We start from the raw sequence: 24,398 nt of genomic DNA on the forward strand, positions 1-24,398 counted from the left end.
CGTTCCTCGCTGACGCTCGTCGCGGCCGAAGTCACGGACGCTGTGTTGTTGGTTCGCTCGCTGCGCTCGCTCACTGCTTGTTCTCCTCGGCGGCGTCGTCATCGAACAGGCCGAACCAGCGGCCCGCGGTGTCCATGTCCTTGTCGCCACGACCGGACAGGTTGACCAGGATGACCGCGCCCTCGCCGAGCTCGGTGCCCAGCTTCAGCGCGCCCGCCACCGCGTGCGCGGACTCGATCGCCGGGATGATGCCCTCGGTGCGCGAGAGCAGCAGCAGCGCGTCCATCGCCTCGGTATCGGTGATCGGCCGGTATTCGGCGCGGCCGATGTCCTTGAGGTGGGCGTGCTCGGGACCGACGCCCGGGTAGTCCAGACCGGCCGAGATCGAATGCGATTCGATGGTCTGGCCGTCCTCGTCCTGCAGCAGGTACGAGTAGGCGCCCTGGAACGCGCCTGGCGTGCCACCGGTGAAGGTGGCAGCGTGGCGTCCGGTCTCGACGCCGTCACCGGCCGCTTCGAAACCGACGAGGCGCACGCCCGCGTCGGGAATGAAGGCGTGGAAGATGCCGATGGCGTTGGAACCGCCGCCGACACAGGCCACGACGGCATCGGGCAGCCTGCCCGCCTGCTCCTGGGTCTGGATCTGCTCGCGCGCTTCCAAGCCGATCACGCGCTGGAAATCACGCACCAGCAGCGGGAACGGGTGCGGGCCCGCGGCGGTGCCGAAGCAGTAGAAGGTGTCGTCGGCGTGGCTGACCCAGTCGCGCAACGCCTCGTTGATCGCGTCCTTGAGGGTCTGCGAACCCGAAGTCACCGGAATCACCTCGGCGCCGAGCAGCCGCATCCGGGCCACGTTCAGCGCCTGGCGGGCGGTGTCGACCGCGCCCATGTAGATCACGCAGTCGAGGCCGAGCAGCGCGCACGCGGTGGCGGTCGCGACGCCGTGCTGGCCGGCGCCGGTCTCGGCGATGACGCGGGTCTTGCCCATCCGCTTGGCGAGCAGGGCTTGGCCGAGCACATTGTTGATCTTGTGCGAGCCGGTGTGGTTGAGGTCCTCACGCTTGAGGAAGATCCGCGCGCCACCGGCGTGCGCGGCCAGCCGGGTGCATTCGAACACCGGCGACGGACGGCCGGTGTAGTCGCGCTGCAGCCGGTCGAGCTCGTCGAGGAAGCCGCGGTCGGTGCGGATCTTGTCGTACTCGGCGGTGACCTCTTCGATCACGGCCATCAGCGCCTCGGGGACGTGACGCCCGCCGTAGACGCCGAAGTGGCCGCCCGCGTCGGGTTCGTAGTCGGAGTGCTGGGCGACACCGGCGCTCGCCGGGGGAAGCACCGTCACCGGATGCTCCGGCGGGCCGGCTTCGGGCAGGACGGGTGCGTGCCCGCGGTCACCAGTTCCGACACGGCCGAACGCGGGTTGCCGCTGGTCACCAGGCCTTCGCCGACGAGCACGGCATCGGCGCCCGCACCGGCGTAGGCCAGCAGGTCGGCGGTGCCGCGGATGCCGGACTCGGCCACCCGGATGACCTCGGAGGGCAGACCGGGCGCGATCCGCGCGAACACATCGCGGTCGACCTCGAGGGTCTTGAGGTTGCGCGCGTTGATGCCGATCACCGTCGCACCGGCTTCGAGGGCGCGATCGGCCTCTTCCTCGGTGTGCACCTCCACCAGGGCGGTCATGCCGAGGGATTCGGTGCGGTCGATCAGCGAGGCCAGCACGTCCTGTTCGAGCGCGGCCACGATCAGCAGGATCACGTCGGCGCCGTGGGCACGGGCCTCGTGGATCTGGTACGGGCCGACGACGAAGTCCTTGCGCAGCACCGGGATGTTCACGGCGGCGCGCACGGCGTCGAGATCGTCGAGCGATCCACCGAAGCGGCGGCCCTCGGTGAGCACGCTGATGATGCGCGCGCCACCGTCTTCGTAGGCCTTGGCCAGCACGGCGGGATCGGGGATGTCGGCCAGCGCGCCCTTGGAGGGGCTGGCACGCTTCACCTCGGCGATGACACCGATTCCGTCCTCGTGCAGCGCGGCGTGTGCGTCCAGCGGTCCCTTGACCGCGGCAGCAGCAGCTTTGATCGCTTGAAAATCGAGGAGGGCTTCGCGAGCGGCAACATCCGCTCGGACCCCGTCGAGAATCGAGTCGAGTACCGTCATCTGGCTCGAATCCTTTCTGGGGAGACGCACTTCTCGCCCGAGAGTCCCCTCGGGCGCTGTCTCACCGATGCTGGTAAAGAATAAATGCCCGCCGCGCGTGTCACTGCGGCGGGGGTGCTGCCGGTCACTTGTTCTCCCCGGCCGGACCGCGCTCGGCGCCGGGGGTGTCAGGGGTATCGGTCGGGTCGGTGCCCGCGTCGAGCGCGTCCCACAGCACCCGGTCCGACAGTGGCGCCGCGGTTCCGGTCTCCGCGTTCTGCTTGCTCACCGCGGCGCTGGCGTCGGCCTTACGGAACACGGGGTTGTCGTACTTGTCGGAGACTTCGGCGCGTTCGCCGGTGCGGCGGGTGAGCAGGATGCCCGCGGCCAGCGCCAGGCTCGCCGCGACGATCGACAGGATCGCGGGACCCAGGTGCGTGTCGGCGGAGCTGACCACCGCGCGCACCGGCAGTTCGGCCAGCGTGCCCGCCCGGTCGGCGGTCTTGCCCGCACCGACGGCCAGCGCGAAGCCCGGCACCGCGGCGGCCGCGGCCACGACCGAGATCACCACCCCGAGCAGCTGCCGCAGCACGCCCTTGACCGCGAACACCGCCGCGATCGAGGCGACAAGCACCAGCGCGAGCGGGGTGAGCGCGCCGAACCACACGCCACCGTTGAGGTCGTCGGTGCGCGGTTCGGTGAGGCCGTCGGCCGAGTACACCGTCACCCATGTCATCCGCGAGGACGCCCACAGCCCTGCTGCCGCCAGCGCGAGCAAGACGACCGGAACGATGGGCTTGGCGGCCGGGGCGTCTCCTGGCGTTGCCGTCATAGGGCCCCGCCTTCGTAGGTGCGCAGGGTCTGCGCCGCCGCGATCGCCTTGAGTACCGCCATGGCCTTGTTGCGGGCCTCGGTGTCCTCGTAGACCGGATCGGAGTCGGCGACCACGCCCGCGCCCGCCTGGACGTAGGCGGTGCCGTCCTTGAGCAGGGCGGTGCGGATGGCGATGGCGGTGTCGGCGTCGCCGGCGAAGTCGAGGTAGCCGACCACGCCGCCGTAGACGCCGCGCCGGGTCGGTTCCAGCTCCTCGATCAGCTCCATCGCCCGCACCTTCGGCGCGCCCGACAATGTGCCGGCGGGGAAGCAGGCCCGCACCGCGTCGAGCGCGATCTTGCCCTCGGCGAGCATCCCGGACACCGTCGAGACCAGGTGCATCACGTGGCTGTACCGCTCGACGTGGCGGTACTGGGTGACCTTCACCGTGCCGGGACGGCAGACCCGGCCCAGATCGTTGCGACCGAGGTCGACGAGCATCAGGTGCTCGGCGTTCTCCTTCTCGTCGGCCAGCAGGTCCTTCTCGAGCAGGATGTCGTCCTCGGCGCTGTCGCCGCGCCAGCGGGTGCCCGCGATCGGATGTGTCGTGGCCACCCCGTCTTTCACGGTGACCAGCGATTCGGGACTCGAGCCGACGATCGAGAAGGCGGTGCCGCCCTCGCCGTCGGGGATGTGCATCAGATACATGTACGGGCTCGGGTTCGAGGCCCGCAGCATCCGGTAGACCGCGAGCGGGGACCCGGTGTAGTCCATTTCGAAGCGCTGCGAGAGCACCACCTGGAACGCCTCGCCCGCCTCGATCTCCTTGATCAGGCGGCGCACGCCCGCACCGAATTCCTCGGTGGTGCGCCTGCGCAGGAACTGCGGTTCGGGCTGGTCGAAGACCGACACCGTCGACGGCGCGGGGGTGGCCAGCGCGGCGGTCATCCGGTCGAGCCGGGCGACGGCGTCGTCGTAGGCGGCGTCGACCCGGGAGTCGGTGCCGTCCCAGTTCACCGCGTTGGCGATGAGGGTGATCGCGCCTTCGTGGTGGTCGAACGCGGCCAGATCGGTGGCCAGCATGAGCACCAGTTCGGGCAGCCGCAGATCGTCGGCGGCGAGCTCGGGCAGCCGTTCGATCCGGCGCACCGCGTCGTAGCCGAGGAAGCCGACCATGCCGCCGGTGAGCGGCGGCAGACCGGGCAGCCGTTCGGTGCGCAGCAATTCGAGGGTCTCGTGCAGCACGCGCAGCGGGTCACCACCGGTGGGTGCGTCGGCGGGCACCGTGCCGAGCCAGGCGGCTTCGCCGTCGACGACGGTCAGCGCCGACGGGCTGCCCGCGCCGATGAACGACCAGCGCGACCACGAACGGCCGTTCTCCGCGGATTCGAACAGGAAGGTGCCCGGCCGGTCACCCGCCAGTTTGGAATAGGCCGAGAGCGGAGTTTCGGAGTCCGCCAGCACCTTTCGGGTCACCGGGACGACCCGGTGCTCGGCGGCGAGCAGCCGGAACTGTTCGCGGGTCGTGGTGGTTGGTGTCGACGCGCCCTGCATGGGCCCATCATCCCAGGCGTGCCGCCGCCGACGCGCGCGGACCCGACCCCGCGCCGAATCGGGCGGTGACCGGCATCACTACACTCGCGCGCGTTCCATGTCGCATGCGGTAATCCCCTTTCCGAGAGGAGCAATGTTGTACCCCTCGCACCAGGGCGCACAGGACGGCCGGCTGGCCGTCCCGTCGCAGCAACACTTCGGTCCCGGCCAGCAGGCGGTGGCGACGAGCGCGATCAATTCGTTCGTCACCTACGCCAAGGCCATCCAGGACCTCGACAAGAAGAATTTCCCCGACGAGTACGCCGGGCACAGCGACCGTATCCGCGAGCTGGAACCACTGCTGCGCGCGCACGGCATCCTCGACGTGATGCAGATCCGCAATCCCGACATCGCGGCACTGCTCGGGCAATAGGACCCCAGATCCCCGTTCGTGGACGCGAACGGGGATCTTCCTTACTCGGCCGCCGGTCGTTACTGTCTGGGACATGCAGCCAGGCCAGCGCGCTCCGCAATTCGAGCTCCCCGATCAGTCCGCCCAGCTCCGCTCGCTCGACGGCTTGCTCGCCGACGGCCCGGTGGTGCTCTTCTTCTATCCCGCCGCCAATACCCCGGTGTGCACCGCCGAGGCCTGCCACTTCCGTGATCTGAGCGGCGAGTTCGCCGCGCTGGGCGCCTCGTGTGTCGGGATCAGCACCGACAGCACCGAGGTGCAGGCCGGTTTCGCCACCAAGCAGCGCCTCGACTACCCGGTGCTGTCCGACAGCGACGGCGCGGTGGCCGCCGCGTTCGGCGTGAAGCGTGGGCTGCTCGGCAAGCTCGCCCCGGTCAAGCGGCACACCTTCGTCATCGACACCGACCGCACGATTCTCAAGATCGTCACCGGCGAGCTGAGGGCGGCCGTACATGCCGACGAAGCGCTGGCCTTCCTGCGCGAACGCAGCATCACTCCGGAGTAGTACCGGTCGGCGAATCGCCGGGCGGCGGATCGACGCCCGGCGACCCCGACGCACTTACGCTGGGCAGATGACAACCGGCGAGGTGCAGTCGAGCGGTCAGAAGTCCACGGCCGTCGTATGGCGTAACCGGGCGATCATGACGCTGGCCACGGTGGTGGTGCTGGTGGCCGCCTACTTCATCCTGTCCTCGTTCATCCCCCGATGGTGGGCACAGCGGCTGGCCAACACCGTGCACGGCAGTTTCAGCTCGGGCATCTGGTGGGGCCTGGTCTACGGCTTCGTCTTCACCCTGCTGCCGCTGTTGCTGCTGATATTCGCGGTGCGGGTGTGGAAGCGCAAGGGCGGCAAGTTCATGGCGGGCGCGGCGGTGATCGTCGCGCTGGCCTGCTCGCTGCCGAATCTGATGACGTTGACGATCGTGCTCGGTGGCAACAATGCCGCACACGCGGGTCAGCGCATTCTGGATGTCGACGCGCCCGCGTTCCGCGGCGCCTGCCTGGTCGGCGCCATCGTCGCGGCGGTGGTGTTCGCGCTGGTGCTCGCCCTGATGGGCAAGCGTGGATTCAGCCGTCACAAGGCCGCCAAGGCCGCCGCGCAGCCACTGGAGCCCACCACACCGCCGATGACCGGCGATCGGTAACCTCACCCCGTACCCCGCGGTGATGTGAGTGACCTCACGACCACCGCCAACTCGCGGACGCCACAGCGACGTCGTGGCAAACTCTTCCCTGTGCGCGCCTCACTCCACCATGTCCGCCGTCCGGCCGCGAGGCAGTACCGGCGATGACCCAGTGGCTCGACCCCGTCGAACAACGCGCATGGCAGGCGATCGTCGCGCTCATGACCCGGATTCCCGGCGCGCTGGACACCCGGCTGCAGCGCGAGTCCGGGCTCACCCATTTCGAGTTCCGGGTGCTCAGCCTGCTCTCCGAGGAGGCGGGCCATCGGCTGCAATTGAGTGATCTCGCCCACAAGGCAAATGCGTCGCTATCGCGGTTGTCCCATGTGGTCTCGAAGCTGGAACGCCTCGGCTGGGTGCGGCGCGACACCACCGCGGGCAGACGCGGGGTGTACGCGGTTCTCACCGACGCGGGTTTCGAGAAGGTGATCGAGGCGGCCCCCGGCTATGTGGACGCGGTACGCAGGCTCGTTCTGGACGGTCTCACCGATAAGCAGACCGCGCAACTCGCGGTGCTCGGGGAATCCCTGTCCGACCGTTTGAACCGGGTCCTCGCCGAAGACGGCGACTAGTCGGCGGCGAGCAGTACGTCGGTGTCGAAGCAGGTGTGGGTGCCGGTGTGGCAGGCCGCGCCCTCCTGATCGACGATCAGCAGCAGCGTGTCGCCGTCGCAATCCAGGCGTACCTCGTGCACGTACTGGGTGTGCCCGGAGGTCTCGCCCTTGACCCAGTACTGCTGACGCGACCGCGAATAGTAGGTCGCCTTGCGGGTTTCCAGCGTGCGGGCCAGCGCCTCGTCGTCCATCCAGGCCATCATCAGCACGTCGCCGGTGGCCTTTTCCTGCGCGATCGCGGCGATCAGTCCGTCCTCGGTGCGCTTGAGGCGGGCGGCGATGGCGGGGTCGAGGCTCATGCCTCGTTTATAACAGCAGCCAGTTCGATGGCCACCAGCAGTTCCACGAGGTCGTTCACGCTGCGCACATTGCGACCGGTGAGCTCCTGGATCCGGCCCAGCCGGTACTTGGCCGTATTGAGGTGGATGTGGAGGGTATCGGCGGCTTCGCGCAGATTCATGTCGGCGGCCGCGAACGCGCGGATCGTCTCGGCCAATGTCCCGCCGCGAACGCGATCCTCGGCCAGCGCGCTCCCGATGCGGGGGTCGACCAGCTGACGGGTGGTGTCATCGGCGCGCAGGAGCAGGTATTCGAACGGCGTGAGCTGCGGTAACGCGAGTACCCCGCCGTCTTCGGGCAGCAGTTCGAGCGCGGCCTGCGCCTGCCGGTAGGCACGCGGGATCTGGGCGACCTCGGTGACCGCGGTGCTCACCCCGATGGCCAGGGTGATGCCCTCGGCGCCCAACTCGTCCTGCGTCGCGCGCAGGCGCTCGCACAGTCCGTCGGCCGCGCCGCCCGCACCGAGCGCGGGCACGGCGACGATCTCGGATCCGCGCACCACCGACAGCGTCCGCAATCCGTTGACCGTGCACCGGGCCACCGCGGCGGATACCAATTGCCTTGCCTGACCCAGACTTTCGGACGAATCCTCGCTCCGCTCCGCCCGATCGAGCACCACGGCGGTGACCACCACCACCGGTGCGGTGCGTTCGGCGCCGATTCCGTGCGCGGTGGCCACGGACAGATGCGGACCGCTCGCGGGCAGCGCGCCGTCGAGCAGCGCGTCCATCAGCGCCTGCGAGTCGCGTCCGGATTCGGCGGCCACGTACTGCTGGAATTCCAGATACGCGTCGGTGGCCTGGGTACTGATCAGATCGGTGTAGCGGGCCAGCGGCCCGGCCAAGGACAGCACGGCGGCCTGCCCTGCCTCGGAGTCGCCCGCGTGCGCGAGCAGCGTTTTCCAGATGGCGCGCTGGCCGAGGCGGAACGCGGCGATGTAGTCGACCAGCGGCAGCCCGGTGCGGGCTCGTCGCGCCGCCGCCTGCCGGGCGTAGGCGACGTCGGCCGGGCAGACGCGTCGGTGTTCGAGCAGCGCGCCGAGCCCGGTGCGGCTGAGCCGGGCGAGCTGATCGTGTACATCGTCGAGGACGCCGGGTCCCGCGGTGGCGTATCCGGGCAGCTCGGCGCGGATCTTGGCCATCACGTCGTCGGCGATCTCGTCGGCGTGTTCATAGGCGCAGCCCGCTATCCGCCGACGCTCGGCCTGCACCTGAGCAGACTCGGACGAAACGGATAAACGTGATCCAGCTGACATGTTCGGGGAGTGTGCATGGACGCGCTCACAGTGTCAACCACGTCACACTGTCCGCAGCGGACGAGCAACGGCCCGGTTCTTGGTCCCTAACGTCCGATGTGGGCTCCGACCTGCGATCTTAGTGTTCTCCGCATGCTCGAGATAACCAACCTGACGGTGCGCTTCGGCGGTATCACCGCCCTGCAGGACGTCGGGTTCACGGTCGCCCCCGGCGACATGGTCGGCCTGATCGGACCCAACGGCGCGGGCAAGACCACCCTGTTCAATTGCCTGACGCGGCGCAATCGGCCGACGTCGGGCACCCTGCGCTACCGCGATACCGATCTGTCGACAGTGCGTCCCGACGCTCTCGCCGGGCTCGGCATCGCCCGCACTTTCCAGAACCTCGGCCTGTTCCCCCGCCTTTCGGTGCGCGACAACATCCTCGTCGGCGCCCATCACCGGGCCTGCGCGGGCTTCGTGTCGGCGGGACTGCGGTTGCCGAAGGTCCGCCGGGAGGAAAAGCTGCTGCGCGCCGAAGCCGACGAGCTGCTCGAGCGCCTCGAGCTGACCGCGGTCGCCGACCATGTGGCCGCGGGCCTGCCTTTCGGCACCCTCAAGCGCATCGAACTGGCCAGGGCGCTCGCGGTGCGCCCACAACTGCTGCTGCTCGACGAACCGGTGAACGGTCTGAGCCACGGTGAGGTCGACGAATTCGCCGACCGGCTGCGCGCGCTGCAAGCCGACCTCGCACTGACCGTGATCGTGGTCGAACACCACATGGGTTTCGTGATGGGCACCTGCGATCGGGTGATCTGCCTCGAGTTCGGCCAGGTGATCGCCGAAGGCGAACCCGAAGCGGTGCAGCGCAACCCCGCCGTCATCCGCGCCTACCTCGGAGCTTCGGCATGAGCGGTCAGCGGCCGGAGGCGGAAGCGGAGCGTAACCACGCAGGCCGCCCGAGCATGCCCGAGGAAAACAGCATGAGCGAATTCTTGACGGTCACCGACCTGCACGCCGGATACGGTGCGGCGAAAGTCCTGCACGGGGTGAGTTTTTCGGTCGAGCAGGGCACCGTGTGCGCGATCCTCGGTCCCAACGGTGCGGGCAAGACCACCTTGTTGCGCGCCCTGTGCGGCATGGTCAAGGTTCGCGGCAGCCTGCTGCTCGACGGCGACGAGGTGTCCGGTCGCGCGCCGGAATCCATGGCGCGCCGCGGCGTCGCCCATGTTCCGGAGGGCCGCGGCACCTTCGCCCCGCTCACCGTCGAGGAGAACCTGCGCCTGGGCGCCTACCCCCGACGCGACCGCGCCGGCGTCGAAGCCGACCTGCGCCGGGTCTACGACTACTTCCCGATCCTGCGCGACAAGCGGCGCGACGCGGCGGGCGGCCTGTCCGGCGGACAGCAGCAGATGCTGGCCATCGGCCGAGCGCTGATGCTGCGTCCGCGGCTGTTGCTGCTGGACGAACCCTCGCTCGGTCTCTCACCGCTGGTGACCCAGGAGCTGTTCGGGATCGTGCACACCATCAACGAAGAGGAACGCACCACCGTGATAGTCGTCGAACAGAACGCCCACCTCGCCCTCGGCGTCGCGCATCAGGCGCATGTGCTCGAGACCGGCCGAGTCGTGTTGTCGGGCACTGCGGATCGGATCAGGGCCGACGAGCAGGTTATCCGCTCCTACCTGGGATACAAGGTGGCCCCGTGACCGAATTCGTCCAGCAACTCGTCGAGGGACTCTCGGCGGGCGCGATCTACGCGGGCCTGGCGCTGGCGCTGGTGCTGATCTACCGGTTCACCGGGATCGTCAACTTCGCCCAGGGTGAGCTGGCCATGTTCTCGGCGTTCCTGGCCTGGCAGTTGAGCCAGACCATGCCGTTCTGGGCGGCGCTGATCCTCACCCTGGCGATCTCGCTCGCCGCGGGCGCGGTGATCGAACGGGTGGTGATCCGGCCGGTCGAGGGTGCGCCCGAGATCACCCTGGTGATCGTCACCGTCGGCTTGTTCTTCACCGTCAACGCCGCCGCGGGCTGGATCTGGTCGTACCAGGTGAAGTCGTTCCCCAATCCCTTTCCCGACGGCGCGTTGCGCGGTGGCGGGATCAGCGTCGGCTACGGCAGCCTCGGCATTCTCGCCGTGGTGGCCGTGGTGATGACGCTGCTGTATCTGCTGTTCCGCTACACCAGGATCGGGCTCGCGATGCGGGCGGTGGCGTGTAATCCGCAGTCGGCCCGACTAGTCGGGATCCGGGTCGGCACCGTGCTCGCCCTCGGCTGGGGTCTGGCCGCGCTGGTCGGCTCGGTATCGGGCGTGCTGTCGGCGCCACTGCTGTTCCTCGAACCCAACATGATGGGCGGGGTCCTCATCTACGCCTTCGCGGCGGCCACGCTGGGCGGGTTCGACTCCCCCGGCGGCGCGGTGGCGGGCGGTCTGATCGTCGGCGTCGCCGAAACCCTCACCGGCGCTTACGTCGACGCGATCGGCACCGAACTCAAGATCGGTGTGCCGCTGGTGATCATCCTGGGCGTGCTGTTGCTGCGCCCGCAAGGTCTGTTCGGACACGCGGCGGTGGAAAGAGTATGAGCGAAGTGAAACTCTCCGACAAGCCAGTGACCACGACACCGGTTGCCGCACAGAAGAATTCCGTCCCAACTCGTATCGGTGCCATCCGGTGGCCACTGCTCGCGACGGCAGCGCTACTGCTGCTCGCCTGCGCGGCCCCGTTCCAGCTGGTGCCGTTCCACACCTTCCAGCTGGCCATGGCGATGATCTACGCGGTCACCCTGCTCGGACTGAACCTGCTGGTCGGTCACACCGGCCAGATCTCATTGGGCCACGGTGCGTTCTTCGCGGTCGGCGCCTACACCGCCGCGATCGCGATGGAACGCTGGGACATACCGTATTTCGCGACCATCCCGATCGCCGCCGTCATCACCTTCGTCCTCGGTTTCGCACTCGGCGTCCCGGCGCTGCGACTGCGCGGGCTGTACCTGGCGCTGGTCACCCTGGCCATCGCGATCTTCCTGGTCCCCCTGCTCAAGCGGTTCGACAGCCTCACCGGCGGCTCGATGGGACTCGTCGTCGACAAGCCGGTGCCGCCCGCGTGGACCGGCCTCGCCGAGGACCAGTGGCTGTACTTCCTGGCGCTAGCCACCACCGTGCTGAGCTTCGTGCTGGTCGCCGGGATGCTGCGCTCGCGAGTCGGCCGCGCGCTGCACGCGGTGCGCGACAACGAGATCGCCGCCGAGGTGCTCGGGGTGAATCTGGCGCACTACAAGACCCTCGCCTTCGCCTGGAGCGCGCTACTGGCCGGTGTGGCCGGCTGTGTCTACACCTGGGTGATCGCGTTCGTCTCGCCCGACTCCTTCGCGCTGACACTGTCGATCACCCTGCTGGCCGGGCTGGTCGTGGGCGGGCTCGGCACCACCTGGGGCCCGCTGCTGGGCGGACTGTTCGTGATGTTCGTGCCCAGTTTCGCCCAGGACGTCAATCAGGCCGCGCCCGGCGTCATCTTCGGACTGCTGATCATCGCGGTCATGTACCTCGCGCCGAAGGGTTTGGCCGGCCTGGCCACCCAGTGGACGCAATGGCTCGGACATCGTGTCCGGAAAGGGAGAACTCATGCGCACTAGGGCAATCCGCTCCATCGGTGTGACGGCCGCGCTGCTCGCGACGCTCACCGCGTGTGGCGGTCGTGGCGAGGAGACCGGCACCGTCGGGCTCGGCGACTGCCAGGGTCAGCAGACCACCGGCATCACCGACAGCACGATCAAACTCGGCGGGGCGTACCCGCTGTCGGGCCCGGCCTCGGCCTACAGCGAGGTACCCAAGGGCATCAGGGCCTACTTCGACTACATCAACGCCGAGCAGGGCGGCATCGACGGACGCAGAGTCGAGTACATCGTCCGCGACGACGGCTACCAGCCCCCCAAGACGGTCGAGGAGACCCGTCGACTGGTCGAACAGGACCAGGTGTTCGCGGTCTTCCAAACCCTGGGCACCGCCACCTCTTCGGCGGTGGCCGACTACCTCAACCAGCGCAAGGTGCCCCAGGTCTTCGTGGCCACCGGGGCGAACAAATTCGGTTCCGGCACCGACCACCCGTGGACCATCGGCTGGCAGCCCAGTTACCGCACCGAGGGTCTGGCCTACGCGCAGTACGTGAAAGCGCAGCGGCCGAACGCCACCGTGGCGGTGCTCTACCAGAACGACGATTTCGGCAAGGACCTCCTGGCAGCGTTCACCGAGGGCGTCGCGGGCAGCGGGGTGAAGGTGATCGCCGAGCAGAGCTTCGAGGTCACCGACCCCACCGTCGATGCCCAGGTGCGCAACCTGGCCAACTCCAAGGCCGATGTGCTGCTGAACTTCTCGACTCCGAAGTTCGCCTCGCAGGCGCTGGCCGCGGACGTGCGCAACGCCGACTGGAATCCGTTGCACGTGCTCGCCGTGGTCTCCAACACCATGGCCACCCTGCGCCCGGTCGGGCTGCCCAACGTCCAGGGCACGGTGACCGCGGCGTTCCTCAAGGACGCCGCCGACCCGCGCTGGGCCACGGACGCGGGCATGCGGACCTACCGATCCAAGCTGGCGCAATACGCGCCCGGCGCCGATCCCGAGAACCAGCACGCGATGGCCGGATGGACGATGGCCGAGAGCTTCCGCAAGACCATGGAAGCGGCGAAGTGCCCGACCCGCGAGGGCCTGCGCGACGCGATGCGCTCGCTGGACAACGTCGCCGCCGACCTGATGCTGCCGGGCATCGCGATGAAAACCGGTGCGGACGACGGCTATCCGCTCGAGGCGGTCGGCATCCAGACCTTCGTCGGCGAGCACTGGTCGCTCACCGACGGCGGCCTGATCGACACCACCGGCAAGTAGTCGCCCCCTCGACGTTGCGCAGCGCGGCCCAGCGTGCGCGGCATTTCCGAAATACCCGAATGATGAGGATCCGACAATGAAGTTGTCCACCACTCTGGCCACGGCGGCGATGACCGCCCTGGCCCTGTGCGTCAGTACCGGGACCGGCAACGCCGATCCGGCACCGCAGACCGAGGTGCGCTACGAGGTGAGCAGGCAGGGCGACTCCGCGGTGCTGTCCACCGACGGCAAACTGCAGGTCGTCGACGGCCAGCTGGTGCTCACCACCGGCGCCGACACCCCGGTGGCCGCACTGCCGCTGACCTACCGCATGGACGACAAGGTGTTTCCGATCGCCGCCACCATCGACGGCGGCACCGCGACCCTGACCCCGTCCAAGGAGGGCGGCGCTCCGGTGGTCCCGGCGACGAACCTGATCACCCAGGACGTGGCCGCCCAGCAGATCGCCGAGTCCTTCACTCCGCGTGATCAGGCCGCGCTCGGCGTCCTCAGCCAGCGCCTCGGCGTCGGTGGCGCCGTGGCGGCCATCGTCGGCGCGGTGGTCGGCGGCGGCATCGGTTGCCTGGTCGGCGGCGCCGCGGGCGCGACCATCGCCAGCCCGGTGATCGTGCTGCTGGTGCCGTGGGTCGGCGCCACCGTGGCCGGTTGCGTGCTCGGCGCGGCCACGCTCGGTGCGGTCGGCACGATGATCGGCCTGGTCACCGTCGGCGGTCCGCTGGCGCTGTTCTCGGCCTACCAGTACTTCTCGACCATTCTCGCGCCGTGCCCGGCCGAGCTCGGCGCCTACTGCAAGGACCCGGCGGTCCCCACACCGCCGAAATAGTACGCACCGCCGTCTCGCCGGCCCGCCCGATCACCGCGTCGGGCGGGCCGGCTCGTGGCCGTTTCCGGCCGGTAAGGAATCCCCATGCGCAGAACAGTTTTCGATGCCGAGCACCGCGCCTTCCGCGCGAAGATGCGTGCGTTCATCGATGCCGAGGTCGTGCCGAGTTTCGGCAAGTGGTATGACGACGGACTGGTGCCGCGCGAATTCTATTACCGGCTGGGCGAACTCGGGATCCTCGGCCTGGAAGTGCCCGTCGAACACGGCGGATCCGGACTGGACTCGTTCCGGTACCGGGCGGTGCTCGCCGAGGAGATCGCCCGCGCCGCGGTGTCCTTCGGCGGCTCCAGCGCTCATGTGTCGCGCTGTCTGCCCCTGATCAACGACCTGGCGAGCGCCGAACAGCGGCAGCGCTGGCTGCCCGGATTCGTCACCGGCGAAACGATGTTCGCGCTCGCGGTCGCCGAACCGGGCACCGGCACGGAGCCGTCGGGTATGCGTACCACCGCGCCCCTGTCGCTGGACGGCGGCGAATACCTGCTCAACGGTTCGAAGACCTATGTCACCGGGGGGGTGCACGCCGACCGCGTCATCGTGTGCGCGCGCACCGCGCCCCCGAGCGCCGACGACCCCACCTACGGCCTGTCCCTGTTGGTCGTCGACAGCGCCGCCCCCGGCTATCGCGTCGGGCGCGCCCTCGACACTCTGGGCCGAAAGGTCGCCGACACAGTTCAACTCACCTTCACCGATGTGCGGGTGCCGGTGACCGATCGGCTCGGTGCCGCGCACCGCGGCGACGATCATCTCGCCGCACAGCTGCCACGGGAACGGCTCACCATCGCCGTCGGCGCCCACGCGCAGGCCAGGGCCGCGGTGCGTTTCGCGCACCGCTTCACCGCCGAGCGCACCGCGTTCACCCACTCGGTGGCGAGCTTCCAGAACACCAGGTTCGAGCTGGCCGCCTGCCGCGCCGAGGTCGACGCCATCGAGGCGGTGGTCGACCGCGCGCTCGCCGCCCACGACCGCGGCGACCTGACCCCCGCCGACGCGGCCTCGGCGAAGCTGTTCTGCACCGAGTCGGCGGGCCGGGTGATCGACCGCTGCCTCCAATTGCACGGCGGGGTCGGCTATCTCGCGGACTCCCCCATCGCCCGCCTCTACGCCGACCACCGCATCGATCGCATCGTGGGCGGCACCAGCGAAGTCCTGCGCACGATCATCGCCGCCGAGATGGGGTTGTGACGCCGGATCAGCGGGCGCGATTGAGCTCACCGAGCAGCCGCCAGGTGCGCTGCTGGTCCTCGGGCGTGGTGAGGTCGGTCTGGGAGAACACCACATCGGTGGCGCCCGCGGCGAAGTAGTCGGCCACGCGGGCGGCGACCGTCTCCTCGTCGCCGATCACCACGAGTTCGGCGGCCCGCTGAGCGCCCGAGAGCGCGACCACGCGCTGATACGACGGAATCGTGTCGTAGAAGGCGGTTTTCGCCTCGGCGATGCGCCGGGCCGCCGCGACGCCGGCGGTCACGACGCCGGGCACCATCGCCACGATGCGGGGGTGCGGCCTGCCCGCGGCCGCCGCGGCGGCGGTCAACGGCGCGACGATGTGTTCGGCCAGCGCCTCGGGACCGACCAGGAACGGCAACGTGCCGTCGGCCAGTTCGCCGGTGGCCCGCAGCGCCTGCGGCCCCATGGCCGCGACCAGCACCGGCACCGTCGGGTCGGCACCCGCCACCGCCGTGGGCATCGGACTGGCGGCGGTCACTGTCTCACCGCGGAAGTCGACCTCACCGGTGTCGAGAATCGATCGCAGCGCCGTGAGGAATTCACGCAACCGGAGGCCAGGGCGGTCGAACGGCCCACCGAATGCGCGATCGGACAGCGACCGAGCGCCGAGCCCCAACCCGAGCACGAACCGTCCACCGGTCGCCGCCTGCGCGGTCTGCGCCTGACCGGCCACCAGCAGCGGATGCCTGCCCGGCACCGGAACGACCGAGGTCCCCACTTCGATCCCGGGCACCGCCCGACCGATCAACGCCGCCAACACGATCGCGTCACTACTGAAGGTCTGCCCCAACCACACCGAGCTCAGCCCGACCTCGGCGGCAACTCCGCCCAGATCGACGGCCGCGTCCACGGCGTTGGCGGAGTTGTCGAGAACGAACGGGGACAACGCGATTCCGATGCTCATCCCCGCAACAACCTCGGCGACAACACCAGTCATCGCAATCCACGCACAGTGATTCCATCGTCTGCGCACGGATGGATCGCCGTGCGCAGCCACCGAAGGTTCTCGGCGTCAGGCGAATTCGGCCGGAGTCACGACCTGAATGCGCGTCAGCGGACGGTGATGCCGTCCGTGCGCATCGCGTCCTTCACCTGGCCGATGGTGAGGTCACCGAAGTGGAAGACGCTCGCGGCGAGGACCGCGTCGGCGCCGGCGTGGACAGCGGGCGGGAAGTGTTCGACCGCGCCCGCGCCGCCGCTGGCGATCACCGGTACCCGCACCGCGGCGCGCACCGCGGCGATCATCGGCAGGTCGAAGCCGGCCTTGGTGCCGTCGGCGTCCATCGAGTTCAGCAGGATCTCGCCCACACCGAGTTCGGCGCCGCGGATGGCCCATTCGACGGCGTCGATGCCGGTGCCGCGCTTGCCGCCGTGGGTGGTGACCTCCCAGCCGGACGGGGTGTCGGGCTGACCGTCGAGCACGGTGCGCGCGTCGACCGAGAGCACGATGCACTGGGCGCCGAAGCGTTGCGACATCTCGAACAGCACCTCGGGGCGCGCGATGGCGGCGGTGTTCACCGACACTTTGTCCGCGCCCGCGCGCAGCAGCCGGTCGACATCCTCGACCGTGCGTACGCCACCGCCGACGGTGAGCGGGATGAAGATCTGTTCGGCGGTGCGGGTCACCACGTCGAGCATGGTGCCGCGGTCGCCGGTGGAGGCGGTGACGTCGAGGAAGGTCAGTTCGTCGGCGCCCTGAGCGTCGTAGGTCGCGGCCAGTTCCACCGGATCGCCCGCGTCGCGCAGGTTCTGGAAGTTGACGCCCTTGACCACGCGACCCGCGTCGACGTCCAGGCACGGGATCACGCGGACCGCCAAGGTGCTCGGCGCCGTGGTACCCGGTCGTTCGTCGGTGCGCGGTGTCATGGGGTTCACCCTCGTTCTTCTTCGCTGACGGTGCAAATCATTTCCAGCAGTTCCGCGTGCACGCCCGGTGCGGCGGCCAGCACCGAACCGGAGGTGATCGTCCACGGCGCGCCCGCCAGGTCGGTGACCACGCCACCCGCGGCGCGCACCAGCGCGACCCCGGCCGCGTTGTCCCACGGATGATGCCCGAACACGACCGCGCCGCCGAGCACCCCCGACGCGGTGAACGCCAGGTCGATGCCGGTCGCGCCGTGCATACGCACCCGCGAGGACAACCGGCTCAGCGCACCGAGGAGATCGAATCGGAACTGGCCGGGGATGCGGCCCGCCGAGTCGAGGTTGAAGGCGCCGAATCCGATCATGGAGTTGGCGAGCTTGCCCGGTTCCAGCGGTGGCAGTGCCACACCGTCGAGGTACAGCGGTCCACCGGTCACCGCGGCGTAGCGGCGACCCAGCATGGGCAGCCAGGTCAGGCCGATCACCGGCTCGCCCTCGTGCACCAGCGCCAGCAGGGTGCCCGACATCGGGTGGCCCGAGGAGTAGTTGAAGGTGCCGTCGATCGGATCGAGCACCCAGGCCGTGCCCGAGGTGAGCGCCGGTCCGCCGAATTCCTCGCCGTGCACCGCGATGCCGGTCCGTTGCTGCAGTTCGGCGGAGATGGTGCGTTCCAGCTCGAGATCGAGTTCGGTGGCGAAGTCGTTGCGGCCCTTGGTCACCGCGCTCGGCGCGCCGAGTCCCTCGACGAAACGCGGGACCACGCCGTCCAGGATCTGGGTGGCGACGGTCAGCAGGTCGGTCAGTTCGGCAGTGCTCGGCGCGGCGGTCATCGGCGGTGTCAGCGCACCGCGGCCAGAGCTTCGGGCAGCGTGAAGCGGCCCGCGTACAACGCCTTGCCGATGATCGCGCCCTCCACACCGTCGTCGGCCAGGCCGGCGATGGCGACGAGGTCGTCGAGCACCGAGATGCCGCCGGAGGCGACCACCGGTGCCTCGGCGGCGTTGGCGACCTCGCTCAGCAGCTCGAGGTTGGGGCCGGTCAGCGTGCCGTCCTTGGAGACGTCGGTGACCACATAGCGCGCGCAACCGTCACGCTCGAGGCGTTCGAGTACCTCCCACAGGTCGCCGCCGTCGGTCACCCAGCCGCGACCGCGCAGCCGCCACTGCCCGTCGATCTGCTTGACGTCGAGCCCCACCGCGATCCGGTCGCCGTACTCGCCGAGCACTCGCGCGCACCACTGCGGATTCTCGATCGCCGCGGTGCCGATGTTCACCCGCGCGCACCCGGTCGCCAGCGCCGCTTTCAGCGAATCGTCGTCGCGGATACCACCGGACAGCTCGACCTTCACGTCGAGTTCGCCGACGACCTGGGCGATCAGTTCGCGATTGCTCCCCTTGCCGAAGGCCGCGTCGAGATCGACCAGATGCACCCACTCGGCTCCCGCTTGCTGCCACGCCAACGCCGCGTCCCGAGGCGACCCATAGCTCGTTTCGCTACCGGCCTCCCCTTGCACAAGGCGCACGGCCTCACCATTGGCGACATCGACAGCGGGCAACAGCACAAGACTCACGCATTCAGACTAGTAGGTCTGTGTCGCCGTTCCCGCAACGGTCCGCGACGGTGAGGCCCGTGTCACGCGAACCCCGCGCACAGACGCTCGGCGCGTCGAACGGGTCGGCCCGGATCCGACGACCCGGGCCGGGCTCGTAGGCACCGCCCTGCTGGCGCAGGATGACACCGAGCCGGTTGGCGGCGTTGATCTGGGCCACCACGGCGACCAACGCGGCGAGCTGCTCGTCGTCGTAGTGCTTGCGCACCTGGGCCCAGGTCTCGTCGGACACGCCCTGCACGGCGTCGGCGACGCGGGTGCCTTCCTCGGCCAGTGCCAGCGCGGCCCGTTCCGCGTCGGTGAACACGGTCGACTCACGCCATGCGGCAACGAGATTGATCCGCGTCGCGGACTGCCCGGAGTGGGCGAGATCCTTGCTGTGCGCGTCGGTGCAGTAGCCACAGCCGTTGATCTGGCTGACGCGCAGCATCACCAGGTCCTGGGTGGCTTTCGGCAGGGTCGACTGGATCAGTGCCAGGCTGGCGTTGCCGAATCGCTTGCCGAACTTGGCGCCGACCTCGGTGTCGAAAAGGTTGAATCGGGGTTCCATGATGTGTTCCTCACTGCTGGTGCCGAATCGAACGACCATGAGACGGCGGCGACCGGAGCTCCGTAACAGCTCGTCGACGTGATGCACGCCACTGCGGATCGGTGTTACGCGACGGCGTCGGCCGGCGTCTGGTGTGCGACACATCCCAGTGGAGAAGGAGTTACCCCATGGCGCCGCAGTCCGAGGGCACAGCGAAGGACCCGGCGACGGAGGTGTTCGTCGCCCATCGCAATCTGCTGTTCACGGTCGCCTACGAGATGCTCGGTTCGGCCGCCGACGCCGAGGACGTGCTGCAGGAGACGTGGTTGCGGTGGGTGGGCGTCGACCTCGACGCGGTGCGCGACCAGCGCGCGTATCTGGTCAGGATCACGACCCGCCGGTCCCTCGACCGGTTGCGCACGCTGGGTCGGCGCCGGGAGTCCTATGTCGGCCCCTGGCTACCCGAACCGCTGCTGACCACGCCTGACGTGGCCGAGGACGTCGAGTTGGCCGAGAGCGTCTCGATGGCGATGCTGCTCGTCCTCGAGACTCTGACGCCGATCGAAAGGGCGGTGTTCGTGCTGCGTGAAGTGTTCGATCTGGACTACGACGAGATCGCCGAGGCCGTCGACAAGAGCCCGGCCGCCGTCCGCCAGCTGGCGTACCGGGCGCGCGCCCATGTCGCTGCCCGCCGACCGCGCGGCATCGTGTCGGCGAGCGAATCCCGCGATGCGCTCGCGGCGTTCCAGCGGGCGATCGAGACCGGCGATCTCCAGAACCTGCTCGACCTGCTCGCACCGGATGTCGTGTTCCTCGGCGACGGCGGCGGAATCAAGCAGGCCGCGCTGTCGCCCATCGTGGGGGCCGACCTGGTCGCCGCCTTGCTCACCGCCAGTGTGCCGAGGATCGGCGCGGCGATGACTGTCGAATCGGCACAGCTCAACGGCCACCCGGCCCTGATCCTGCGCCTCGACGGCGTCATCGACACAGTCTTCGCGGTGCGCGTCGACGACGGCCTCATCACCGGCCTCTACTCCGTCCGCAACCCCGACAAACTGTCGCGGACCGGTACAGCGACCACGCTGCGACGCTGACCTGGTCGGCCTTCGCCGCCGGCAGGCGCGTGGTAGTCAGCCGAGGCGGCGGCGGAGTTCGGGGAGTCCGCCACCGGTGAGGTCGTCGAGTGCGGCCGTGCGGCCGACCACGGCCAGGGCGATGGCCTCGCCGGGGCCGCGCACTTCCGGGCCGTCGCCGGAGGACCAGTCGACGTCGGTGGCGACGAAACGCAGACCCTTGGCATACCTGGCCGGGAAGGCGAAGGGGTCGGGGTAGTTCAGGACCGCGATGAGACGGTCGGCGGGGATCGTGCGCGGGCGGCCGAGGGGACGGCGGATGTCCTGGTGGTGGACGACGAGGTCGGAGAGCATGAGCCGCGGTGAGTACTTCGACAGGCGCCCCGACTCGGTGTCGAGCTTGTCCACCATCTGCGCGGTCGTCAGCCCCGAGAACGACTGCGCGAGCGCGTTGTTGGTGCGGTCGACCGAGCCCCGGCTCTTCACCACGACCGCCGCGTAACCCAGCGGGCTGAGGGTGTCCTGCAACAGGTGCCCGACGACGTCACGAACCCGCCATCCCGCGCACAACGACGGCGTCTCCCATTCCTGCTCGCTCAACCCCCGCAGCAGTTCGACCAGTTCGGCTCGTTCGTCGAGCACCATCCCCCGATAACTCATCCCGCCAGCCTAGGCTCACCGACCGCCTTCCGAAACCCTCTTCGCGCAGTTCCCTTGGGACAGTGGCGATTACGAACGCACGATCGTCAGAGAAGTAACTGACCTGGCTCGTCAGTTCGACCAGGCCCGATGACCACGCGGCCGCGCGGGACCGATGCGCGACAATGGACGCCGCGAACACCGCCTACCCCCGTTGCGGGTAGCACCTCCACGAACAGGATCGGCGCAACCCCTTGGCCAAGCAGAATCGTCGGCGGCGGACAGGCCGTAAACCGGCCGCCGCTCCCGGACTTCCGATCGATGCCGCGCTGTCGGGCGACCGGTCGCAGGTGGCCGACGCGATCGCGACCGTGGCCTTCCTCGCCGCCCAGGGCGACAAGAACGCGATCGGTCGATTCGTCGAACAAGTCGCGGGCGCCGAATCGGCCGCCGGAGTTCAGCTCGCCGCTCAGCGAATCATCGGCCGCGCCTTCGAGTTCGGCTGGATGCCCCGCGATGTTCACGAGGCCGCGCGCAGGCGGGTGGACGAGTTCGCGGTGAGCTACCTGACCGATCTGATGGCCGAGCACCGGTCCGGTTTTCCCGCCGAGTCCGTCGACGAGATCTGGCAGTCGCAACTGGACGAGCTGGGCGCCACGGTCTGGTGGACATCCGAGCGCCCCCACCTCGATCAGTGGGCCGACCGCGCGCTCCTCACCCGCGACGAGGCCCTCACCTCAGCCCTGACCGCCCTCGCCCTGCTCGTCGAACTCCCGAAACTCGAGCAGATCGTCGCGCTCCCCGGCACCCACCGGCCGACCGCCACCCACCACCATGTCGACGAGAAGACCCTCGGCCGAGTGCGCGGTCTCCTCGCCAAGGCCGAATCGACGTCCTTCGCCGAGGAAGCGGAAACCCTGTCCGCCAAGGCGCAAGAACTCATGACCAAATACGCGATCGACCGCGCCCTGCTCGGCACCCAGCGCACCGACCCCGACCTCCCCGCCGCCCGCCGCGTCTGGCTGGAAACCCCCTACACCGACGCCAAAGCCCTGCTCGTCGACATGGTCACCCGAGCCAACCGCTGCCGCGCGATCTTCGTCGCCGACTGGGGTTTCGTCACGATCGTCGGCGACGACCCCGACCTCGACGCCGTGGAGATCCTGTCCACCTCCCTGCTCGTCCAAGCCACCCGCACCATGATCGACAACGCCACCACCGAGGAATCCCGCTCCCGCCACTACCGCAAGGCCTACCTCACCGCCTATGCCACAAGAGTCGGCGAACGCCTCGCCGAGGCCGCCGAAGCAACCATCGCCGACTCCCCCGACCCCACCCACCTCCTCCCCGCCCTGGCCACCCACCAACAACGCGTGGACAGAGCCTTCGCCACCTACTTCCCCACCGCCCGCACCCGAGGCATCACCATCCGCAGCGCCGAAGGCTGGACCGCGGGCACCGAAGCCGCCGACCGAGCCCACTTCGACAACCCCTGATCACCCGACAGGCCCCACGATTGTCGCGTCGTCCGTACGCTCGATGTGTGCGGCCCATCATGTCCGAACACGAGCTGGACGACGGCTGGGAGTTGGCGCGGTCGACCGGAGCGGCATCCACCGATGTCACGATGGAAGGATTCCGCGATCGGGTGTCCGCGGGGTGCGATATGCGGATCTTCCCTCGACCGGAAGTCACTGTGGTGATCCAGTTCGGAGACTGTCGGCTGATTGTCGAAGGCCCCGACCACCAGTCCACGTTCGACGGCCTGGTCGCCGGGCTCGACCCGGGTGTTCGCCGTGTTCACGCAGCACGTGTCGAATGTGTCGAGGTGCGAATGTCGCCGATCGCCGCCTACCGCCTGCTCGGTGTCGCGCCGGCCGCCCTGACCGGCACGATGATCGGCCTCGACGACCTCTGGGGTCCGGCGGCGCCATTGCTGCGCGAACAGCTGGCCGAAACAGCAACGTGGGCAGAAAGATTCGCACTGACGTCGCGGTTTCTCACCCTGCGTGAATCGACCAGGACGGCCGACCCGGAGGTCGCCGCAGCGTGGGACCGCATCGTCGCCGGCAACGGCGGCGTGCGGGTACGGGAGCTGACCGAGCTCACCGGCTGGAGCCGCAAACGCCTGTGGTCGAGGTTCACCGCCCAGGTCGGCGTGACACCGAAACGCGCCGCGATGCTCACCCGGTTCCGGCACGCGTTCGACCTGCTGACGACCGGCCACTCGCCCGCGAATACCGCTGTGGCATGCGGCTACTCGGATCAATCACACCTGCACCGCGACGTGTCGGCCTTCGCAGGCGTCACACCGGGTGCGCTCACGGCGCCCTGACCGCCGGAACATTCGTTCAAGACAGCGCACCCTGCCGCACCCCACAGTGAGTGCATGAGCAATTCCCGAGGTCTGCAACGCCGGATCCGCGCCGCCGAACAGCGCGTCGCCGACGCCTACGGACTCACGATCAGCGAGCACCTGTTCACGCTGCGCGACCCCTCGGTACAGGTCCGCGTCCTGACCGCCGGATCCGGCGAACCGGTCGTTCACATCAACGGCATCTCGGCACCCGCCATGGGTATGGCACCGCTGATCGCCCACCTGCCCGGCTTCCGACACATCCTCATCGACCTGCCGGGCCACAGTCTCGCACCCCCTTTCACCTGGCAGGGAAGTACCGTCCGCGAGCTGGCCACGGGTGTGCTCACCGGAACACTGGATGCGCTCGGCGTGGATCAGGCCGCGTTCGTCGGCAGCTCCCTCGGCGGCTTGTTCACCCTCTGGGCCACGCTGGACGCGCCGAAACGGCTCACGCGAGCAGCGATTGTCGCCACCCCCGCCACCGCCTTCCCCGGCATGCGCGGCATCGCCGAGATGGAGTCACTGACCTCCCCGCTCCGCGGCCCTATCGACGAAAGGCTGATGCGACTGCCGTCCCCGCGGTTCGTCGCCCGCTTCGCCCTCACCGAGGCGCTCGGGGCGACAGCGTCTCGTGCCATGTCCGACGACATGCTCGATCTGCACCGACTACCGCTGCGCCTGCCCGGCCAGGCCGCGTCCTACCGCGCGCTGCTGTGTCGCCTGATGCGGGGACGCATCGCGCGCCCCGACAACGTCCTGACCGATGACGAACTGGCTCGGATCACCACGCCGCTGCTGTTCGTCTGGGGCGAGCGCGACGTTTTCAGCTCCCCTGACCAGGCTCGACCATCGCTGAGGAAGATCCCCCGCGCGCGACTCGTCGTCGTCCCCGGCGGTCACGGCCCGTGGTTCGACGACGCGGTCCGCTGCGCGACACCGGTCCGCGCGTTCCTGTCGGGCGAGCCGGTGCACGCCGGAACCGAGCGGGAACGACACCGCGCCTGACCACGATCGC

General features: G+C 69.2%; 26 protein-coding genes and 1 pseudogene. 15 read left to right on the forward strand and 12 right to left on the reverse strand.

Features of this window, described 5'->3' with window-relative positions; translation table 11 throughout:
* Positions 1–70: 70 nt before the first annotated feature.
* From trpB to ACFVJ5_RS33080, 4 genes are all read right to left on the reverse strand, one after another.
* Entirely contained in the window at positions 71–1,339 is a 1,269-nt protein-coding gene (gene trpB / locus ACFVJ5_RS33065) for a tryptophan synthase subunit beta (RefSeq protein WP_379226268.1), read from the reverse strand.
* Positions 1,336–2,157 (reverse strand): indole-3-glycerol phosphate synthase TrpC, encoded by an 822-nt coding sequence (gene trpC, locus ACFVJ5_RS33070; protein WP_056824640.1) that lies wholly within the window; start codon positions 2,155–2,157, stop codon positions 1,336–1,338. Before trpC ends, trpB begins: the two co-directional genes overlap by 4 nt.
* A 124-nt stretch (positions 2,158–2,281) precedes the next feature.
* Positions 2,282–2,968, reverse strand: coding sequence for a TIGR02234 family membrane protein (locus ACFVJ5_RS33075; RefSeq protein WP_379226269.1), 687 nt, complete (start codon positions 2,966–2,968; stop codon positions 2,282–2,284).
* Positions 2,965–4,503 (reverse strand): anthranilate synthase component I, encoded by a 1,539-nt coding sequence (locus ACFVJ5_RS33080; RefSeq protein WP_379226271.1) that lies wholly within the window; start codon positions 4,501–4,503, stop codon positions 2,965–2,967. Before ACFVJ5_RS33080 ends, ACFVJ5_RS33075 begins: the two co-directional genes overlap by 4 nt.
* Before the next feature lie 133 nt (positions 4,504–4,636).
* Between ACFVJ5_RS33080 and ACFVJ5_RS33085 the strand changes: the two genes are divergently transcribed.
* The 4 genes from ACFVJ5_RS33085 (at position 4,637) to ACFVJ5_RS33100 (ending at position 6,710) form a co-directional block, all read left to right on the forward strand.
* Positions 4,637–4,915, forward strand: a complete 279-nt coding sequence (locus tag ACFVJ5_RS33085) for a hypothetical protein (RefSeq protein ID WP_379226273.1) — start codon at positions 4,637–4,639, stop codon at positions 4,913–4,915.
* Between the two features lie 73 nt (positions 4,916–4,988).
* Positions 4,989–5,459 (forward strand): peroxiredoxin, encoded by a 471-nt coding sequence (locus ACFVJ5_RS33090; RefSeq protein WP_101463475.1) that lies wholly within the window; start codon positions 4,989–4,991, stop codon positions 5,457–5,459.
* Between the two features lie 67 nt (positions 5,460–5,526).
* The gene (locus ACFVJ5_RS33095; RefSeq protein ID WP_379226275.1) at positions 5,527–6,099 is read left to right on the forward strand and encodes a permease; all 573 of its coding nucleotides are present in this window, start codon (positions 5,527–5,529) and stop codon (positions 6,097–6,099) included.
* Positions 6,100–6,242: 143 nt separating this feature from the next.
* Positions 6,243–6,710, forward strand: a complete 468-nt coding sequence (locus tag ACFVJ5_RS33100) for a MarR family winged helix-turn-helix transcriptional regulator (RefSeq protein WP_379226277.1) — start codon at positions 6,243–6,245, stop codon at positions 6,708–6,710.
* Here the strand turns inward: ACFVJ5_RS33100 and hisI are convergent.
* Positions 6,707–7,051, reverse strand: a complete 345-nt coding sequence (gene hisI, locus ACFVJ5_RS33105) for a phosphoribosyl-AMP cyclohydrolase (protein ID WP_378637196.1) — start codon at positions 7,049–7,051, stop codon at positions 6,707–6,709. The two genes, ACFVJ5_RS33100 and hisI, sit on opposite strands and share 4 nt — an antisense overlap.
* On the reverse strand, positions 7,048–8,301 hold the full coding sequence (locus ACFVJ5_RS33110; RefSeq protein WP_379226279.1) for a PucR family transcriptional regulator: 1,254 nt from the start codon (positions 8,299–8,301) through the stop codon (positions 7,048–7,050). The genes hisI and ACFVJ5_RS33110 overlap by 4 nt, the downstream gene beginning before the upstream one ends.
* Before the next feature lie 177 nt (positions 8,302–8,478).
* Between ACFVJ5_RS33110 and ACFVJ5_RS33115 the strand changes: the two genes are divergently transcribed.
* From ACFVJ5_RS33115 to ACFVJ5_RS33145, 7 genes are all read left to right on the forward strand, one after another.
* Entirely contained in the window at positions 8,479–9,237 is a 759-nt protein-coding gene (locus ACFVJ5_RS33115; RefSeq protein WP_379226281.1) for an ABC transporter ATP-binding protein, read from the forward strand.
* Between the two features lie 71 nt (positions 9,238–9,308).
* A complete protein-coding gene (locus tag ACFVJ5_RS33120; protein WP_379226283.1) occupies positions 9,309–10,034 on the forward strand; it encodes an ABC transporter ATP-binding protein in 726 nt (241 codons plus the stop codon).
* Complete coding sequence (locus ACFVJ5_RS33125) at positions 10,031–10,909, forward strand: branched-chain amino acid ABC transporter permease (protein ID WP_379226285.1); 879 nt, start codon at positions 10,031–10,033, stop codon at positions 10,907–10,909. The genes ACFVJ5_RS33120 and ACFVJ5_RS33125 overlap by 4 nt, the downstream gene beginning before the upstream one ends.
* Positions 10,906–11,958: a branched-chain amino acid ABC transporter permease gene (locus ACFVJ5_RS33130; RefSeq protein ID WP_379226287.1), complete on the forward strand. Its 1,053-nt coding sequence runs from the start codon at positions 10,906–10,908 to the stop codon at positions 11,956–11,958. Before ACFVJ5_RS33125 ends, ACFVJ5_RS33130 begins: the two co-directional genes overlap by 4 nt.
* A complete protein-coding gene (locus ACFVJ5_RS33135) occupies positions 11,948–13,204 on the forward strand; it encodes an ABC transporter substrate-binding protein (protein ID WP_379226289.1) in 1,257 nt (418 codons plus the stop codon). The genes ACFVJ5_RS33130 and ACFVJ5_RS33135 overlap by 11 nt, the downstream gene beginning before the upstream one ends.
* A 76-nt stretch (positions 13,205–13,280) precedes the next feature.
* Positions 13,281–14,027 carry a hypothetical protein gene (locus tag ACFVJ5_RS33140; protein WP_379226291.1) on the forward strand — a complete coding sequence of 249 codons (747 nt, stop codon included), beginning with the start codon at positions 13,281–13,283 and terminating at the stop codon, positions 14,025–14,027.
* An 84-nt stretch (positions 14,028–14,111) separates the two neighbouring features.
* The gene (locus ACFVJ5_RS33145) at positions 14,112–15,269 is read left to right on the forward strand and encodes an acyl-CoA dehydrogenase family protein (RefSeq protein ID WP_379226293.1); all 1,158 of its coding nucleotides are present in this window, start codon (positions 14,112–14,114) and stop codon (positions 15,267–15,269) included.
* A gap of 7 nt (positions 15,270–15,276) precedes the next feature.
* Here the strand turns inward: ACFVJ5_RS33145 and ACFVJ5_RS33150 are convergent, their stop codons facing one another.
* From ACFVJ5_RS33150 to ACFVJ5_RS33170, 5 genes and pseudogenes are all read right to left on the reverse strand, one after another.
* Positions 15,277–16,215, reverse strand: coding sequence for a TIGR03564 family F420-dependent LLM class oxidoreductase (locus ACFVJ5_RS33150; protein WP_379226295.1), 939 nt, complete (start codon positions 16,213–16,215; stop codon positions 15,277–15,279).
* A 146-nt stretch (positions 16,216–16,361) separates the two neighbouring features.
* Positions 16,362–17,177, reverse strand: coding sequence for an imidazole glycerol phosphate synthase subunit HisF (hisF, locus tag ACFVJ5_RS33155; protein WP_379226297.1), 816 nt, complete (start codon positions 17,175–17,177; stop codon positions 16,362–16,364).
* Between the two features lie 5 nt (positions 17,178–17,182).
* A complete protein-coding gene (locus ACFVJ5_RS33160) occupies positions 17,183–18,004 on the reverse strand; it encodes an inositol monophosphatase family protein (protein WP_379226299.1) in 822 nt (273 codons plus the stop codon).
* An 8-nt stretch (positions 18,005–18,012) separates the two neighbouring features.
* Positions 18,013–18,744 carry a bifunctional 1-(5-phosphoribosyl)-5-((5-phosphoribosylamino)methylideneamino)imidazole-4-carboxamide isomerase/phosphoribosylanthranilate isomerase PriA gene (gene priA / locus ACFVJ5_RS33165; RefSeq protein WP_378637223.1) on the reverse strand — a complete coding sequence of 244 codons (732 nt, stop codon included), beginning with the start codon at positions 18,742–18,744 and terminating at the stop codon, positions 18,013–18,015.
* A gap of 127 nt (positions 18,745–18,871) precedes the next feature.
* Positions 18,872–19,333 (reverse strand): annotated as a pseudogene (locus tag ACFVJ5_RS33170) (carboxymuconolactone decarboxylase family protein); the annotation flags it as partial.
* 167 nt (positions 19,334–19,500) lie between these two features.
* Between ACFVJ5_RS33170 and ACFVJ5_RS33175 the strand changes: the two are divergent.
* Positions 19,501–20,406, forward strand: coding sequence for an RNA polymerase sigma-70 factor (locus ACFVJ5_RS33175; RefSeq protein WP_379226301.1), 906 nt, complete (start codon positions 19,501–19,503; stop codon positions 20,404–20,406).
* A gap of 36 nt (positions 20,407–20,442) precedes the next feature.
* On the opposite strand, the gene ACFVJ5_RS33180 is transcribed toward ACFVJ5_RS33175, so the two are convergent.
* Positions 20,443–21,045, reverse strand: coding sequence for a maleylpyruvate isomerase family mycothiol-dependent enzyme (locus ACFVJ5_RS33180; protein WP_379226303.1), 603 nt, complete (start codon positions 21,043–21,045; stop codon positions 20,443–20,445).
* 233 nt (positions 21,046–21,278) lie between these two features.
* Between ACFVJ5_RS33180 and ACFVJ5_RS33185 the strand changes: the two genes are divergently transcribed.
* From ACFVJ5_RS33185 to ACFVJ5_RS33195, 3 genes are read left to right on the forward strand one after another with little or no spacing between them, the layout of a single operon-like run.
* On the forward strand, positions 21,279–22,520 hold the full coding sequence (locus ACFVJ5_RS33185) for a DUF2786 domain-containing protein (protein WP_379226305.1): 1,242 nt from the start codon (positions 21,279–21,281) through the stop codon (positions 22,518–22,520).
* A gap of 47 nt (positions 22,521–22,567) precedes the next feature.
* The gene (locus tag ACFVJ5_RS33190; RefSeq protein WP_379226307.1) at positions 22,568–23,359 is read left to right on the forward strand and encodes a helix-turn-helix domain-containing protein; all 792 of its coding nucleotides are present in this window, start codon (positions 22,568–22,570) and stop codon (positions 23,357–23,359) included.
* 54 nt (positions 23,360–23,413) lie between these two features.
* The gene (locus ACFVJ5_RS33195) at positions 23,414–24,388 is read left to right on the forward strand and encodes an alpha/beta fold hydrolase (protein ID WP_379226309.1); all 975 of its coding nucleotides are present in this window, start codon (positions 23,414–23,416) and stop codon (positions 24,386–24,388) included.
* Positions 24,389–24,398: the final 10 nt, after the last annotated feature.

It is taken from the genome of Nocardia sp. NPDC127606, assembly GCF_042671725.1.
GTDB lineage: Bacteria > Actinomycetota > Actinomycetes > Mycobacteriales > Mycobacteriaceae > Nocardia.